Origin of the sequence: Massilia haematophila (assembly GCF_042647645.1) — a bacterium.
In the GTDB taxonomy this organism is placed as follows: Bacteria; Pseudomonadota; Gammaproteobacteria; order Burkholderiales; family Burkholderiaceae_D; genus Telluria; species Telluria haematophila.
The window spans coordinates 4,440,488-4,455,496 of the sequence record NZ_JBHRVV010000001.1 but is presented as its reverse complement, the minus strand read 5'-3'; the positions used below and the strand labels follow the sequence as shown (position 1 = coordinate 4,455,496).

The 15,009-nt window shown below is 62.7% G+C and carries 12 protein-coding genes; 5 read left to right on the top strand and 7 right to left on the bottom strand.

Features of this window, described 5'->3' with window-relative positions; genetic code table 11:
* Positions 1 to 212: 212 nt before the first annotated feature.
* The 6 genes from ACFOPH_RS19735 to rpmH all read right to left on the bottom strand — a co-directional run bounded on the left by ACFOPH_RS19735 (position 213) and on the right by rpmH (position 5,033).
* A complete protein-coding gene (locus ACFOPH_RS19735) occupies positions 213 to 800 on the bottom strand; it encodes a DUF1439 domain-containing protein (protein WP_312548672.1) in 588 nt (195 codons plus the stop codon).
* Positions 801 to 1,072: 272 nt separating this feature from the next.
* On the bottom strand, positions 1,073 to 2,452 hold the full coding sequence (gene mnmE, locus ACFOPH_RS19730) for a tRNA uridine-5-carboxymethylaminomethyl(34) synthesis GTPase MnmE (protein WP_312548673.1): 1,380 nt from the start codon (positions 2,450 to 2,452) through the stop codon (positions 1,073 to 1,075).
* A gap of 66 nt (positions 2,453 to 2,518) precedes the next feature.
* Complete coding sequence (yidC, locus tag ACFOPH_RS19725; RefSeq protein WP_312548674.1) at positions 2,519 to 4,174, bottom strand: membrane protein insertase YidC; 1,656 nt, start codon at positions 4,172 to 4,174, stop codon at positions 2,519 to 2,521.
* An 11-nt stretch (positions 4,175 to 4,185) separates the two neighbouring features.
* Positions 4,186 to 4,446: a membrane protein insertion efficiency factor YidD gene (gene yidD / locus ACFOPH_RS19720; protein ID WP_312548675.1), complete on the bottom strand. Its 261-nt coding sequence runs from the start codon at positions 4,444 to 4,446 to the stop codon at positions 4,186 to 4,188.
* Positions 4,443 to 4,868 carry a ribonuclease P protein component gene (gene rnpA / locus ACFOPH_RS19715; protein WP_312548676.1) on the bottom strand — a complete coding sequence of 142 codons (426 nt, stop codon included), beginning with the start codon at positions 4,866 to 4,868 and terminating at the stop codon, positions 4,443 to 4,445. Before rnpA ends, yidD begins: the two co-directional genes overlap by 4 nt.
* A gap of 30 nt (positions 4,869 to 4,898) precedes the next feature.
* Entirely contained in the window at positions 4,899 to 5,033 is a 135-nt protein-coding gene (gene rpmH / locus ACFOPH_RS19710) for a 50S ribosomal protein L34 (RefSeq protein WP_040378179.1), read from the bottom strand.
* 334 nt (positions 5,034 to 5,367) lie between these two features.
* On the opposite strand from rpmH, the gene dnaA reads away from it, so the two are divergent.
* From dnaA to ACFOPH_RS19690, 4 genes are all read left to right on the top strand, one after another.
* Positions 5,368 to 6,756 carry a chromosomal replication initiator protein DnaA gene (dnaA, locus tag ACFOPH_RS19705; RefSeq protein ID WP_312548677.1) on the top strand — a complete coding sequence of 463 codons (1,389 nt, stop codon included), beginning with the start codon at positions 5,368 to 5,370 and terminating at the stop codon, positions 6,754 to 6,756.
* A 170-nt stretch (positions 6,757 to 6,926) separates the two neighbouring features.
* On the top strand, positions 6,927 to 8,033 hold the full coding sequence (dnaN, locus tag ACFOPH_RS19700) for a DNA polymerase III subunit beta (RefSeq protein WP_312548678.1): 1,107 nt from the start codon (positions 6,927 to 6,929) through the stop codon (positions 8,031 to 8,033).
* An 88-nt stretch (positions 8,034 to 8,121) separates the two neighbouring features.
* On the top strand, positions 8,122 to 10,626 hold the full coding sequence (gene gyrB, locus ACFOPH_RS19695; RefSeq protein ID WP_379737016.1) for a DNA topoisomerase (ATP-hydrolyzing) subunit B: 2,505 nt from the start codon (positions 8,122 to 8,124) through the stop codon (positions 10,624 to 10,626).
* Between the two features lie 212 nt (positions 10,627 to 10,838).
* Positions 10,839 to 11,825 (top strand): HNH endonuclease, encoded by a 987-nt coding sequence (locus ACFOPH_RS19690; protein ID WP_379737015.1) that lies wholly within the window; start codon positions 10,839 to 10,841, stop codon positions 11,823 to 11,825.
* 14 nt (positions 11,826 to 11,839) lie between these two features.
* Here ACFOPH_RS19690 and ACFOPH_RS19685 read toward each other — a convergent pair whose 3' ends face one another.
* A complete protein-coding gene (locus ACFOPH_RS19685; protein WP_379737014.1) occupies positions 11,840 to 12,991 on the bottom strand; it encodes an acyltransferase family protein in 1,152 nt (383 codons plus the stop codon).
* Positions 12,992 to 13,268: 277 nt separating this feature from the next.
* On the opposite strand from ACFOPH_RS19685, the gene ACFOPH_RS19680 reads away from it, so the two are divergent.
* Positions 13,269 to 14,987: a diguanylate cyclase gene (locus ACFOPH_RS19680; RefSeq protein ID WP_312548693.1), complete on the top strand. Its 1,719-nt coding sequence runs from the start codon at positions 13,269 to 13,271 to the stop codon at positions 14,985 to 14,987.
* Positions 14,988 to 15,009: the final 22 nt, after the last annotated feature.

Here is a 15,009-nt window from a genome sequence, read left to right as displayed (position 1 = left end):
GGCGTCCAGTGTGCGCCGAACCCGGCGCGTCCGCAACGTCGTTGTCAAGGAATCTCTCCCTTGCGGCAACTGTGCAACACCTTCTCCACCCGCCACACGCGGCGTCCGCGCCAGCGTTGTCATCTGCGGAAATCATAGCATTATTGACAATAAATTCATGCCTGACGCCAATCGTGCGCGGCCTTGTGCGATACCGGCGTGGCAGTGGACGCTCAGGGTTGTCGGGCCGGTTCGAGCAAGGGTTCGAGCGAGATACGCAGCCCGTTTGCCGTGGTGGCGATCCGGGTCGGCACGTACTGCACGCCGGCATAGCGCAGCTCTTCCATGCGGAAGGTATACACGGGGATGTCGACGACCAGTGTGTCCATCAGGCCGTTGGCGGCGCGCGTCAGCTGGCGCTGCACCAGGTTGTCCATGCCGCCGATGGCGAAGCGCTCGATGCGCGGCTCGGCCATGAAGACGCCGCTGCGGGCTGGATCGACGTACAGGCGTCCGGAAAACACCAGGCTGCCGGCGAGCGGTTCGCGCAGCAGGGATTGGGCCAGGCGGGCGTCGACGGTAAGCGAGACGCGGTCCCCCTCGTGCACCGCCAGCTGCGGGCGCGTCAGGCGCACGTCGAACAATTCGAGCAGGCGGTTGTCCACCGGGAAGCGGCGGTCGAGGCTGGCCTGCAGCTTCCACAGCGGCACGTCGACTTCGCGCGGGCCGAGCATGCTGGCGCAGGAAGCCAGCAGGGCCGCGCCGGAAACGGCCAGGGTTGCCAGCAAGGTGCGCCGGCGGCGTGCGTGGGGATCGGTCATGGGGGCTCCTGAGGGTTCAGGCAGAGCCTAGCATGAAGCGGCAGGAGCCCGCGTGCGCGCGGCGGGTGGTATCGCTTTTGTAGGGTGGGCTCTCGAGCCCACGCGGTCTCACCCGACGAACATTACCAGCTCTTGTAGGGTGGGCACCCGTGCCCACGCGGTCGTAGCTTCAATGACGAGGCGCCGCCGATCGTAGCCGTCGATAAAAGCGCAGATATGTGAATGGTGAGACCGCGTGGGCACAAGTGCCCACCCTACGAGAAACCGAGCGGTTATTTACCGATACAGAACCTGCTGAAGATCACCCCCAGCAGATCATCCGGCGTGAACTCGCCCGTAATGCTCGACAGCTGATCCTGCGCCAGGCGCAGCTCTTCCGCGAACAGGTCCAGCGACTGGTCGTCCTGCGCCGCGTGCTGGGCAGCCACATCCAGGTGCTTGCGCGCGGCGCGCAGGGCGATCAGGTGACGCTCGCGCGCCAGGTACAGCGACTCGCCCGTCTGCTGCCAGCCGGCGATGCGCAGCAGTTCCGCGCGCAGCAGGTCGATGCCCGTCTTTTCGTTGGCCGACAGGTAGATGTGGGTCGCGTCCGCCGCCTGCTCGACCGTGGCGCGGTGCCCCGACAGGTCGATCTTGTTCCAGATGCGCACCACCGGCACGCCGGCCGGGAAGGCTGCGACGATTCGCTCGTCTTCGGCGCTCGGGCCCAGGTTGGCGTCGAGCAGGTGCAGGATCACGTCGGCCTTGCCGACTTCGCTCCAGGTGCGCTCGATGCCGATGCGCTCGACCACGTCGATGCCCTCGTCGATCGCGCGAATGCCCGCGGTGTCGATGATGTTCAGCGGAATGCCTTCGATCTGGATAGTCTCGCTGACCTTGTCGCGGGTGGTGCCGGCGATCGGCGTGACGATCGCGACCTCGGCCCCGGCCAGCGCGTTCAGAAGTGAGGACTTACCGACGTTCGGTTGCCCGACCAGCACGACGTTCAGGCCTTCGCGCAGCAGGGCGCCTTGCGCCGCCTGGCGGAACACGTGTTCCAGCGAGTCGATGATGCCGGCCAACTGGCCGCGCGCGTTCGATTTTTCCAGGAAGTCGATTTCCTCTTCCGGGAAGTCGAGCGTGGCCTCGACCAGCATGCGCAAGTTGATGGTCTGCTCGACCAGGCGGTGCACGACTTGCGAGAAGGCGCCCGACAGCGACTGCGAGGCCGACTTCGCCGCCGCTTCGGTCGAGGCGTCGATCAGGTCGGCCACGGCCTCGGCCTGGGCCAGGTCGAGCTTGTCGTTGAGGTAGGCGCGGCGCGTGAATTCGCCCGGCTCGGCCAGGCGCAGGCCATGTTCCGTGCCCGCTTCCAGCACCCGCGCCAGCAGCATCTGCAGCACTACCGGGCCGCCGTGGCCCTGCAGCTCGAGCACGTCTTCGCCGGTGTAGGAATGCGGGGCCTTGAAGTACAGGGCCAGGCCCTGGTCGATCACGGAACCGTCTGCGGACTTGAACGGGATATAGGTGGCGTGGCGCGGCGCCAGTTGGGTGCCCGGGAACAGCGACGCGATCAGGGGACCGAGCGCCTTGCCCGAGGCGCGGACGACGCCGATGCCGCCGCGCCCCGGTGCGGTGGCGATGGCGGCGATGGGGGAGGTATCAAGCTTCATGCGGAAATTGTAGATGATAAAAAAAGCCCGTGGTTTTCCACGGGCTTTTGCTGAAGCAGAAATGGATTACTTCTTCGGCTCGAACTTCTTGGTGATGACCCACTGCTGCGCGATCGACACCAGGTTGTTGACCACCCAGTACAGGACCAGGCCCGACGGGAAGAACACGAACATGACCGAGAACGCCAGCGGCATGAACAGCATCATCTTCGCCTGCATCGGGTCGGCCGGCTGCGGGTTCAGCTTGGCGGTGACGAACATCGAGATCGCGTACAGCACCGGCAGGATGAACCACGGGTCGGGCTGGGTCAGGTCGGTGATCCAGCCGATCCACGGCGCGCCGCGCATCTCGACCGAGGCCTGCAGCACGTAGTAGAGGGCCAGGAACACCGGCATCTGCACCAGGATCGGCAGGCAGCCGCCCAGCGGGTTGATCTTCTCCGACTTGTACAGCTCCATGGTGGCCTGCTGCATCTTGGCCGGGTCGTTCTTGTAGCGCTCGCGGATCGCCTGCATCTTCGGCGTCACCACGCGCATCTTCGCCATGCTGCGGTAGCCGGCGGCCGACAGCGGGAAGAAGGCCAGCTTGATCAGGATCGTGAAGGCAATGATGGTCCAGCCCCAGTTGCCCAGCAGCTGGTGGATGTGGTCCATGATCCAGAACAGCGGCTTGGCGATGATCGCGAACATGCCGTAGTCCTTGACCAGTTCCAGGCCCGGGGTGATGGTCTCGAGCTTCTTCTCGTCCTGCGGGCCCGAGTACAGGCGCGCGGTATTCGAGACGGTCGCGCCCGGCGCCACGCTGCCCAGCGGCTGGACGGTGCCGATCGCGTACAGGTTGGTCGCAATTTTCTTGGTGAAGATGTCGCGCGGGGTGTTATCGGCCGGGATGAAAGCCGACACGAAGAAGTGCTGCGAGATCGCGACCCAGCCGCCGTTGGCCTTGGTCGAGTGCTCGGCCTTGTTCTTCTCGATGTTCTCGAAGCTCAGCTTCTGGTACTTGTCTTCCGGGGTCCACAGGGTCGGGCCGGTGAAGCTCGGGGTGAACCAGGAGTCGCCCGGCGGCTTGTTGCCGTCGTGCTGCAGCTGCAGGTAGAGCGCAGGCTGGATCGGCGCCGCGGTCAGGTTGGTCACGTCGTGGCGCACGTCGATCACGTAGTCGCCGCGCTTGAAGGTGAGGGTCTTGGTCAGCTTCACGCCGCCCTGCTCGGCTTCGAGGACGAGCTGCACCTGGTTGTTGCCGTCGATGGTGCGCACGCCCGGACGCGCCACGAAAGGCGTGGCGTGGTTCGGCATGACGCCGCCGGTCAGGCCGGTCTGGCCCAGGTAGACGTTGTTGCCCGAGACGTTGAACAGCACCTGGTTCTTCGTCTTGTCGAAGTGGTCCGGGTACTGCAGCAGCTCGAGGCGGCGGATCACGCCGCCCAGGGTGTCGATCTCGGCCTTCACCACGTCGGTGGTGATGGTGATGCGCTCGGTGCGCGCAGGCGCCGGGGCAGCGGGCTGGCCGGCTGCGTCGTTCGGCACGGCGCCTGGCTGGCTAGGGGCGGCGGGAACGCCGGCGGTGCCGTTGGCGCCGTTGACCGGAGCCTCGGCGACCTTGGCCGGCGGCGCCGGCGAGAACATCGACTGCTTACCGTTCGACACCATCCAGTTGTTCCAGAGGACGACAAGCGAGACGGCGAAGACAATCCACAGAATGGTACGTTTGTTGATTTCCATTGAGGTATTCGTCAGGAGTGGTTGCAACCGCAAGCGGCTGAGTGAGAATGCTTGTGCCGCGCGGGCGGCACGGGATCGAGCCCGCCTTCGTTCCAGGGATGGCAGCGGCCGAGGCGGCGCACCGTCAGCCAGCTGCCGCGCAGCGCGCCATGGGTCTGGAGCGCCTCGATGGCATAGCAGGAACAGGAAGGATAGAAACGGCAGTTCTGCCCGAGCATCGGGGACAGCACGAGCCGGTAGGCACGCACGATCCAGATGAGCAGGATCTTCATGATGATGAAGGAACCGGCTGCACCGGTGCAGGCGACGTTTTCGCCGGCTTGCGCGGCCGCTGCGAGGCGAGCAGGCGCGACAGTTCCGCGCGCAGCAGGCGCTTGAGCGCCGTCGTGGTGGCCGGTCCGTCCTTGGTATTCACCGGACGCGCCAGGCGCACGATGCAGTCGAGCGACTGCAGTTCGCTGGTACGGAACAGTTCGCGCGTGATGCGCTTGATGGTGTTGCGGGTAACCGCGCGCGGCGCGAAGCGCTTGGCCGCGACGATGCCCAGCCGCGCATGCGGTAGCGGGCTGGGGCGGGTGTAGAGCACGAAATGCGCGGATTTTTGCGTGGGCCGCAAACGAAAAACGGATGAAAATTCATCCGTTTTCAGAATGCGCCGAGCGCGCGCGAAGTCGTGCGAACCTTCGCCTGTCATGTGACCGCGGTCGACCGGGGCGCGACTGGCTTAGACAGCCAGACGCTTGCGGCCCTTGGCGCGGCGTGCGTTCAGAACCTGGCGGCCACCACGGGTAGCCATACGTGCGCGGAAGCCGTGCGTACGCTTGCGACGAACGACGGAAGGTTGGTAAGTACGTTTCATGGTGGTCTCGCTTAAAGCAAAATAGTATGCAAAATCGGGTCTGACGTCTGTTCGTCAGGAATCGGCGCCAATGACAGTTCGCTACGTTAAGCCAGCGTCACGCCACAGCTAGTCCGTGCATTTCTCAACCATCCGGAGAGGGCTGAACAGGCGGGCGGACAGGGAACCCTGAATTAGACCCTACTTGCCAACCCGCTGTCAAGGCGCCTGTTGTTTCCGTATGTAGATAACTTTGCTTTTATCCCCAGCGCTGCGCGAAAAATCGCGGCTCACCTGTGGATAACTTTCGCGAAGACAGGTAAAATAGCGTGTTACGTATCAATAAGCCGCACACATGGAAAACTTTTGGCAGACCGCTTCCGCGCAGCTGGAGCTCGAGCTGACGCCGCAACAATACAGCGCGTGGATCAAACCGCTCGTCGTCCTCGATTACGAGGACGGCAAGCTGCGCATTGCGGCGCCCAACCGTTTCAAGCTCGACTGGGTAAAGACGCAGTTCGCCAACCGTATTACCGCCCTCGCCTGCCAGTACTGGGAAGCCCCGGTCGAGGTGCAGTTCGTGCTCGACCCGAAGAACGCGCCGAAGAAGCCCGAGGTGCGCCCCGCGCCCGCCCACAGCGCCGAGCCGGGCGAACTGCGGCCGATGTCGGCCGCGCCGGAACCCCAGCCGAACCTGAACATCGCCAACTCGCCGAAGCGCGAGCAGAGCCGCATCAACCCGGACCTGACCTTCGACAGTTTCGTGACCGGTAAGGCCAACCAGCTGGCGCGCGCCGCCGCGATCCAGGTCGCCAACAACCCGGGCGTGTCGTACAACCCGCTGTTCTTCTACGGCGGCGTCGGCCTCGGTAAGACCCACTTGATCCACGCGATCGGCAACCAGGTCATGGCCGACCAGCCGGGCGCGCGCATCCGCTACATCCACGCCGAGCAGTACGTGCGCGACGTCGTCACCGCCTATCAACGCAAGGGCTTCGACGACTTCAAGCATTACTATCACTCGCTCGACATGCTCCTCATCGACGATATTCAATTCTTCGGTGGCAAGAGCCGTACGCAGGAAGAGTTCTTCTATGCGTTCGAGGCGCTGATCGCGGCAAAGAAGCAGATCATCATCACCTCCGACACCTATCCGAAAGAGATCACCGGCATGGATGATCGCCTGATCTCGCGCTTCGACTCCGGCCTGACGGTCGCGATCGAGCCGCCGGAACTGGAAATGCGGGTGGCGATCCTGCTCAAAAAAGCGCAATCCGAGGGCGTGACCCTGTCGGACGACGTCGCCTTCTTCGTGGCGAAACACCTGCGCTCGAACGTGCGCGAACTGGAAGGCGCGCTGCGCAAGATCCTGGCCTACTCGCGTTTCCACGGCAAGGACATCACGATCGACATCGTGAAGGAAGCGCTGAAGGACCTGCTGTCGGTGCAGAACCGGCAGATTTCGGTGGAGAACATCCAGAAGACGGTGGCCGACTTCTTCAACATCAAGGTCGCCGACATGTATTCGAAGCGCCGCCCGGCGAACATCGCCCGCCCGCGCCAGATCGCCATGTACCTGGCCAAGGAGCTGACCCAGAAGAGCCTGCCGGAGATCGGCGAACTGTTCGGCGGCCGCGACCACACCACCGTGCTGCACGCGGTACGCAAAATTGCCCAGGACCGCCAGAAGAACGCCGAGTGCAACCACGAACTGCACGTATTGGAGCAGACGCTGAAGGGGTAATGGGCTGGGCGACTGTGTTCATGCTTGTTATTAAACGCGTGGGCACAGGGCGCCCACCGTTGCATGAAGACCGATGACCATGAAGCCACCGAATTTGTATTTGGCCCTTACAAGCGGCAAAATAGTGCTGTAGCAACAATTTCACTGTATTAACTCATCTGAGGATAACTATGCAACTGGTCAAAACCACCCGAGACACGCTTCTCCGGCCACTGCAGATCGTGAGCGGTATTGTCGAGCGTCGGCACACCATGCCGATTCTGGCCAATATCCTCATCCGCAAGGACGGCGAGAGCGTGTCCTTCCTGTCGACCGACACCGAAGTGCAGATCACCACGCACGCCAACATCGGTTCGGGCCCGGACGTGACCGGCACCACCGTCGCCGCCCGCAAGCTGCTGGACATCCTGCGCGCGCTGCCGGAATCGGGCGACGTCACGATGACGCTGCAGAACAAGCGCCTGGCGGTCCAGAGCGGCAAGTCGCGCTTCGCGCTGCAGACCCTGGCCGCCGAGGAATTTCCGACCGTCTCGGTCGCGGAAAGCCACAACGCCACCGTCACCCTGCCGCAAAAGACGCTGAAGCACCTGTTCAACATGGTGCACTTCGCGATGGCCCAGCAGGACATCCGCTACTACCTGAACGGCCTGCTGCTGGTGCTGGACGGTAACAAGGTGATCGCCGTGGCCACCGACGGCCACCGCCTGGCGTTCTGCCAGGTCGAAGCCGAGCAGGAATTCGAGCGCCAGGAAGTCATCATCCCGCGCAAGACCATTATCGAACTGCAGCGCCTGCTGGAAGAAAGCGACGACACCGTCCAGCTCGACATCGCCGCCTCGCAGGTCAAACTGACCTTCGCCGACATCGAACTGGTGTCGAAGCTGGTCGAGGGTAAATTCCCGGACTACACGCGCGTGATCCCGAAGGGCTACAAGAACGACTTCACGATCAGCCGCGAAGAACTGCTGCGCTCGCTGCAGCGCGCCGCGATCATGACCAGCGACAAGTTCAAGGGCGTGCGCTGCATCATCACCCCGGGCAGCATGAAGATCAGCTCGACCAACGCCGACCAGGAAGAAGCGGTGGAAGAACTGGAAATCGACTACGGCGGCGACGCGATCGACATCGGCTTCAACGTCACCTACCTGCTCGACGTGCTGAACAACCTGAAGTGCGACCAGGTGAACATCGCGCTGGGCGACTCGAACTCGTCGGCCCTGATCTCGATTCCCGACAATGGCGACTTCAAGTACGTCGTCATGCCGATGCGTATCTAACGAGGCGCATCCCGGGCTGCCTCTTGTTTAATCAGGACGCGGCCCGAACTGAGCAGTCTGAATACATCGTTTTTTGAGAAAGCAGTCCATGTCCGAGAACACTCAACCAATGCCTTCTTCGCCGGCCTCGTCGGAAGAATACGGCGCCGCCTCGATTCAAATTCTGGAAGGCCTGGAAGCGGTCCGCAAGCGTCCGGGCATGTACATCGGCGATACCTCGGACGGGACCGGCCTGCACCACCTGGTGTTCGAAGTGCTGGACAATTCGATCGACGAGGCGCTGGCCGGCTATTGCACCGAGATCCACGTCACCATCCACTCCGACAACTCGATCTCGATCACCGACAACGGCCGCGGCATCCCGACCGGCGTCAAGATGGACGACAAGCACGAGCCGAAGCGCTCGGCGACCGAGATCGCCCTGACCGAACTGCACGCCGGCGGCAAGTTCAACCAGAATGCCTACAAGGTGTCGGGCGGCCTGCACGGCGTCGGCGTCTCGTGCGTGAACGCGCTGTCGAAACTGCTGCGCGTGACCGTGCGCCAGAACGGCAAGATCCATCAAATGGAATTCGAGCGCGGCGTACCGCTGAACCGCGAAATCGAAATCCGCGACGGCTTCGAAGTGTCGCCGATCAAGGTCATCGGCGAAACCGACAAGCGCGGCACCGAAGTCCACTTCTGGGCCGACGAGGAAATCTTCACCACCGTCGAATTCCACTACGAGATCCTGAGCAAGCGCATCCGCGAACTCTCGTTCCTGAACAACGGCGTCAACATCAAGCTCTCCGACCAGCGCACCGGCAAGGAAGAGATCTTCGCCTTCGAAGGCGGCACCCGCGGCTTCGTCGAGTACATCAACAAGGCCAAGGCCGTGCTGCACCCGACCGTGTTCCAGGCAACCGGCGACCGCCTGTCGGACAACGGCACGAACATCTCGGTGGACGTGTCGATGCAGTGGAACGACTCGTACAACGAGCAGGTGCTCTGCTTCACCAACAACATCCCGCAGCGCGACGGCGGCACCCACCTGACCGGCCTGCGTGCGGCGATGACGCGCGTGATCAACAAGTACATCGACGAGAACGAACTGGCGAAAAAGGCCAAGGTCGAAATCTCGGGCGACGACATGCGCGAAGGCCTGACCTGCGTGCTGTCCGTCAAAGTGCCGGAGCCGAAGTTCTCGTCGCAGACCAAGGACAAACTCGTGTCGTCGGAAGTGCGCGGCCCGGTCGAGGAGATCGTGGCGAAGACGCTGACCGACTTCCTGAACGAAAAGCCGAACGACGCCAAGATCATCTGCGGCAAGATCGTCGAAGCCGCGCGTGCGCGCGAAGCGGCCCGCAAGGCCCGCGACCTGACCCGCCGCAAGGGCGTGATGGACGGGCTGGGCCTGTCCTCGAAGCTGGCCGACTGCCAGGAACGCGACCCGGCCCTGGCCGAACTCTACATCGTCGAGGGTGACTCGGCAGGCGGCTCGGCCAAGCAAGGCCGCGACCGCAAGTTCCAGGCGATCCTGCCGCTGCGCGGCAAGGTGCTGAACGTGGAAAAGGCGCGCTTCGAGAAGATGCTGTCGTCGGAGCAGATCACGACCCTGATCGCGACGCTGGGCACCTCGATCGGCCCGGACGAATTCAACGTCGACAAGCTGCGCTACCACCGCATCATCATCATGACCGACGCGGACGTCGACGGCGCCCACATCCGCACCCTGCTGCTGACGCTGTTCTACCGCCAGATGCCGCAGCTGGTCGAGCGCGGCCACATCTATATCGCCCAGCCGCCGCTGTACAAGGTGAAGGCCGGCCGCGACGAGCGCTACCTGAAGGACGACGTCGAGGAAGCGAGCTACATGATGATGGTGGCGCTGAACACCGCTTCCTTGATCCCGCGCGAAGGCGCCGACGCCATCACCGGCGAAGCGCTGGCCGAACTGGTGCGCCAGTACAACCTGGCCAACGCCATCATGATGCGCCTGACCCGCGTGATCGACCGCGCTGCGCTGACCGCGATCGTCGCCGGCGGCGTGACCCTGGACCTGACCACGCTGGACAACGCCCAGGCTTCGGCTTCGGCGATGGCAGCGGCGATCGCCGACCCGACCGTGACGGTGAGCGTGCGTTCGGACGAGCTGAGCGAAAAGCACGCCCTGCGCATCGAGCGCATCCGCCACGGCAACGTGCAGGTGACCCAGATCGACGCCGACTTCGTCGCCAGCGCCGACTACAACGTGCTGGCCGGCTCGGCCGCGACCTTCAAGGGCCTGATGGGCGAAGGCGCGATCATCCGCCGCGGCGAAGGCGAAAAGATGAAGGAATTCGCCGTCACCGACTTCCACACCGCCATGCAGTGGCTGCGCGAGGAAGCCGAACGCGGCGTGTCCAAGCAGCGCTATAAAGGTCTGGGCGAGATGAATCCGGAACAGCTGTGGGAAACCACGATGGACCCGACCGTGCGCCGCCTGCTGAAGGTGCAGATCGAGGACGCGATTGCGGCGGACCAGATCTTTACCACGCTGATGGGGGATGAGGTGGAGCCACGTCGTAACTTCATTGAGAGTAATGCGCTGCAGGCGGGAAATATTGACGTTTGATTGCGTTCTGTTGCTAGAACAAAAGGCCAACGCTTTGCGTTGGCCTTTTTCTTTGGGCATCCAGAACGTCCTTTAACCGCGAAATTCAGCGTAATCCTAAAACAAAAGCCTATGCCCTGATGGCATGTTCAATTTCTATTTGACATCCTCGCACCTGTCGAATCTACAATGGTGTAAGCCACTTTCATCAGGTCCGACAAAAGAGAGTTTTTGTGAACGCTGCCTACAGTACTACCAATACTCTGCACATCAACCTAACCCAACAGCAATCTACGAAAAGCTATTGGTGGGTAAATCAGAATCAAACATACACAGAAGAGATATCCGGTAGCTTTCTTTGGTCTCCCAAGATGAAGGCCAATGGCCATAAGAATCAGTTCTATGCCTTCATGGAAGAGGTTCGTCCTGGAGACGTTATCTTCTCGTACTGCAACACCCTCATCAAGGCGATAGGGATTGCTACAGGACCGACCAGGAGCGCCCCCAAACCTGATTTCGGACGCGCCGGTGGTAACTGGTCAGATGATGGTTGGCATGTCCCCGTGGACTACACGGAACTGAGCAATACCATTCGTCCTAAAGATCATATCGAAGTCCTGCGCCCGCTCCTCCCTTCAAAGTACTCTCCCTTGCAAGCCAGTGGCGATGGACTGCAATCGGTCTACCTCGCACATGTACCCGTTCCAATGGCTGAGTTGCTGATCAGTCTCATCGGAAGCGAGTACTCAGCCGTTACTGATCGTGCCAATCGTCTGCAGTACGAGGCCGTGTGCGATGTCCTTGAAGAGGGAATCGTTGGGCGCACGGATATCGGTCCGACGATGAAAGAGCAATTGGTGAAGTCGCGTCGAGGACAAGGACTCTTCAAAATCAATGTCCGCCGGAACGAGAAGTCTTGCCGGGTTACGGGCGTCACTGATCCAAGAAACCTGCGAGCAAGCCATATCAAGCCTTGGAAAGACTGCTCCGACAAGGAGAAGCTAAACGGATGCAATGGCCTGATGCTCGCGCCACATGTCGATCATTTGTTTGACCGTGGCTTCATCTCTTTCACCGATAACGGTGAACTCATCATTTCCCCAACATTGGATCGGTCGATCCTTCACCGCTGGGGCATCCCTGAGGTCCTGAATGTCGGCCCGCTCCAGAAACAGGCGGAATTTCTTGCTTATCATCGCAAGTTCGTTCTGAAAAAATGAAGTGAAACCGCACATCAACTGCCTTGTTGAGTTTGTCCCCTCAGCGTCATGAAGTTATCCACGTTGGCTTCTCTATGCGATGTCAGTAATCGGCCCAGCGGCGTCTCTACCCAACGATGGAACGCAGCGCCAGCAAGCAGGCTGGCAGCCCAGCCAATCATCACGCCGATGAACTGAAGATGCGGCACTTCCAGTGCGAAACGCGTGAAAGCGGCATTCACGACGAGGCACACCGGGAAGTGCACCAGGAAGACGGAATATGACGTCTTTGCAAGCACCTGCACAAGCCGGGATACAGGGCCCGTCAGCAAGGCCGGCTTTTCACGCCCCAACAGGAGCAGCAGACAGGCCACGGCAAACGCCACCGCAATCCGCACCCGGAAATCGACCGCCAGCGCCAGCTGCGTCGGCGCGACCATCAACAACAGCAAGGCGATGATCGCAACCGGTTGCCGTCTCGGATCGCTCGCCCACCAGGCCAGCGCGCCCAAACCGTAACTCGCGAAGAAATACGGGGCCCAGATGTCCCAGTCCGCATCGCGATTGAACACGAACAGCGACGCAATGACGCCGACACCCACCAAGGCAGGCACGCCCCATGGCCAGTTGCGGTCTCGTCCCAGGCGTCCGGACACCCAGAGCAGCACGCACATCAACGCATACAACTGAAAATCGATCGCGACATACCAAGCGCCAGCCGACAGGGCTTCATAGCCGAATACATCGTGCAGCAGCACCATGTGCGCGCCAAACTGGAGAGTGCTTGGTGGCGCCGAGATCGAATCGTGGTCCATCCAGGCGCCCGCGATATACGAAGCAAGCACCGCAAACAGCATCGCCACGATGAACGGCGGCGCCAATTTCAAATAGCGGCGCCCGATCGCGCGCAGCGGATGATCGAGCCCGGGCAGGCCATGCGGAGAAAGGGATTTCGCAGCGAGGAAGCCGCCGATGACGAGGAAGACCTGCACCGCAATGCGGGCGTCTCCCGCGAGCCAGCTGAACAGGTCGGGCGCGAGCGGCCAGGCGTGATCGGCCATCGGGCCATAGAAGGCCAGGTGATGCAGCACGATCAGCTGCGCGGCCACCGCCTTCAGTACATTAATCAGTACATACTGTTTATCACTTGCGCCATTTGAAACGGGCACCGTACCTGCTGCACTCATCGCGACTCCACCTGCACACTTCAACAATTCGCTCGACGTTACCCAAGCAAGACTGCTGTTGAAACTGCCGGCCGGCCGCCATCATAGCCGAGCTTGCAACTTGCCGTGCGCGCAATAGACGCGCTGGGAGGGTCAGCGTACGCCAACGTGGAAAGGGCAAGAGTTGCGTTGTGGTACTCTCGCCGGATACACGCATGCAGACGCCTCGCATCCTCACCCGACACCGAGCCGTCCAGTCCGTGCACAATGACCCGTTACCAAGGCCGTTGCGTTGCTAATGAAATTCGAAACAAAGATCAAGGTCGCCGCCGGCGCGATCATCCTCGTCATGTCGACCGTGGCGGCCCTGCCGATGTTCGTGAATCGCCAGGTCCACGTCGTGGTCGCCGAACTGCAAAGCGCGTCGGATGCCGAGCGCCTGAACCTCACGCTGCTCGAGATGCTGCTCAATGCCGAGACCGCCCAGCGCGGTTTCGTGGTGACCGGCAACCAGCGCTTCCTGGAGCCGTATTACGCCGCCATCAACGCGATCCCCGCGACCCAGGCCGCGCTGCGCCGGGAATTGACGAGCCCGGCCGAGATCGCCCGGGTCGAGGCAATAGAACGTGCCACGGCGGAAAAGCTGCACATCGTCGAGGAAATCATCAGCCTGCGCCGCGAAGGCGGCTTCGCCGCCTCTTCCGCGTTCATGGCCACGGGCCGCGGCAAGGCGCAGATGGACCTGCTGCGCAAGCTGATCGGCGACGAGCTCGCCATCTACGCCAAGCGCCGCAACGACCTCGGCGAGCAGTTGCTGGCCACATCCACTACCGCCGCGAACGCCAGCCTGTTCGCCACCATCACCAACATCCTGTTCCTGGCCGCGATGCTGGCCGCCGGCCAGCGCGTGCTGCGCCAGCGGAACGCGGCCGAACTGAAGGCCAAGCAGGCCGCGGGGCAGGCCGAGGTGACGGCGGAACGCCTGGCCTCGCAGAACGACCTGCTGTTCCGCAGCGCCGAACTGATGCACTCGCTGGAGCTGGCGGAAACGGTCGACGAATCGGCCGGCATCATCGCCAGCTACCTGCCGCGCCTGCTGCCGAAGCTGTCGGGCAGTCTTTACCTGTACAACAACTCGCGCGACCTGCTGGAGCGCAAGGCCGGCTGGGGCGATTTCGCCGCCGAGCCGGAAACGATCGAGGCGCTCGACTGCTGGGCGCTGCGGCGCGGCAGCCCGCACCTGTACGTCGATGGCGACGGCCTGCCCTGCCGTCATGGTCCCGACAGCCAGCTCGACCGCCTGTGCCTGCCGCTGGTCACGCAGGGCGACGTCATCGGCTGTCTGACCATCACCGGCGACGAGCTGGCCAAGGGCGAGCAAACCCAGCGCGCCTGGATCGGCCAGGTGGCCGAGCAGCTCGGCCTGGCGCTGAGCAACGTCAAACTGCGCGTGTCGCTGCGCCAGCAGTCGATCATCGACCCGCTCACCCAGCTCTACAACCGCCGCTACCTCGACGAGATCCTGAAGCGCGAACTGGCGCGCTCGAGCCGCAGCGGCATTCCGCTGAGCGTGCTCGTCCTCGACCTCGACCACTTCAAACGCATCAACGACACCTATGGCCACGAGGGTGGCGACGCCATCCTGCGCAAGGTGGCGCTGACGCTGCGCGAGAACATCCGCTCGGCCGACGTGGCCTGCCGCATGGGCGGCGAAGAGATGGTGGTGCTGCTGCCCGAATGCGGCATCGAGGACGCCATCAAGCGCGCCGACGCGCTGCGCCAGCTCATCGCCGCCGGCGAGGTGCTGCACGACGGCCAGCGCATCGGCGCGACCGCATCGATCGGCGTCGCCTCGTATCCGGCGCACGGGAACAATGCGCAGACGCTGGTGCACGCGGCCGACCTGGCGCTGTATGAAGCGAAGCACGGGGGGCGCAATTGCGTGCGCGCGGCGCCCCCGGTCGGCGCACCTGCGAATGCAGAGCGCGAGATGGCGGATAGCCGGCAAGGCAAGTAATCACCCATCATGTGGCAAGGCT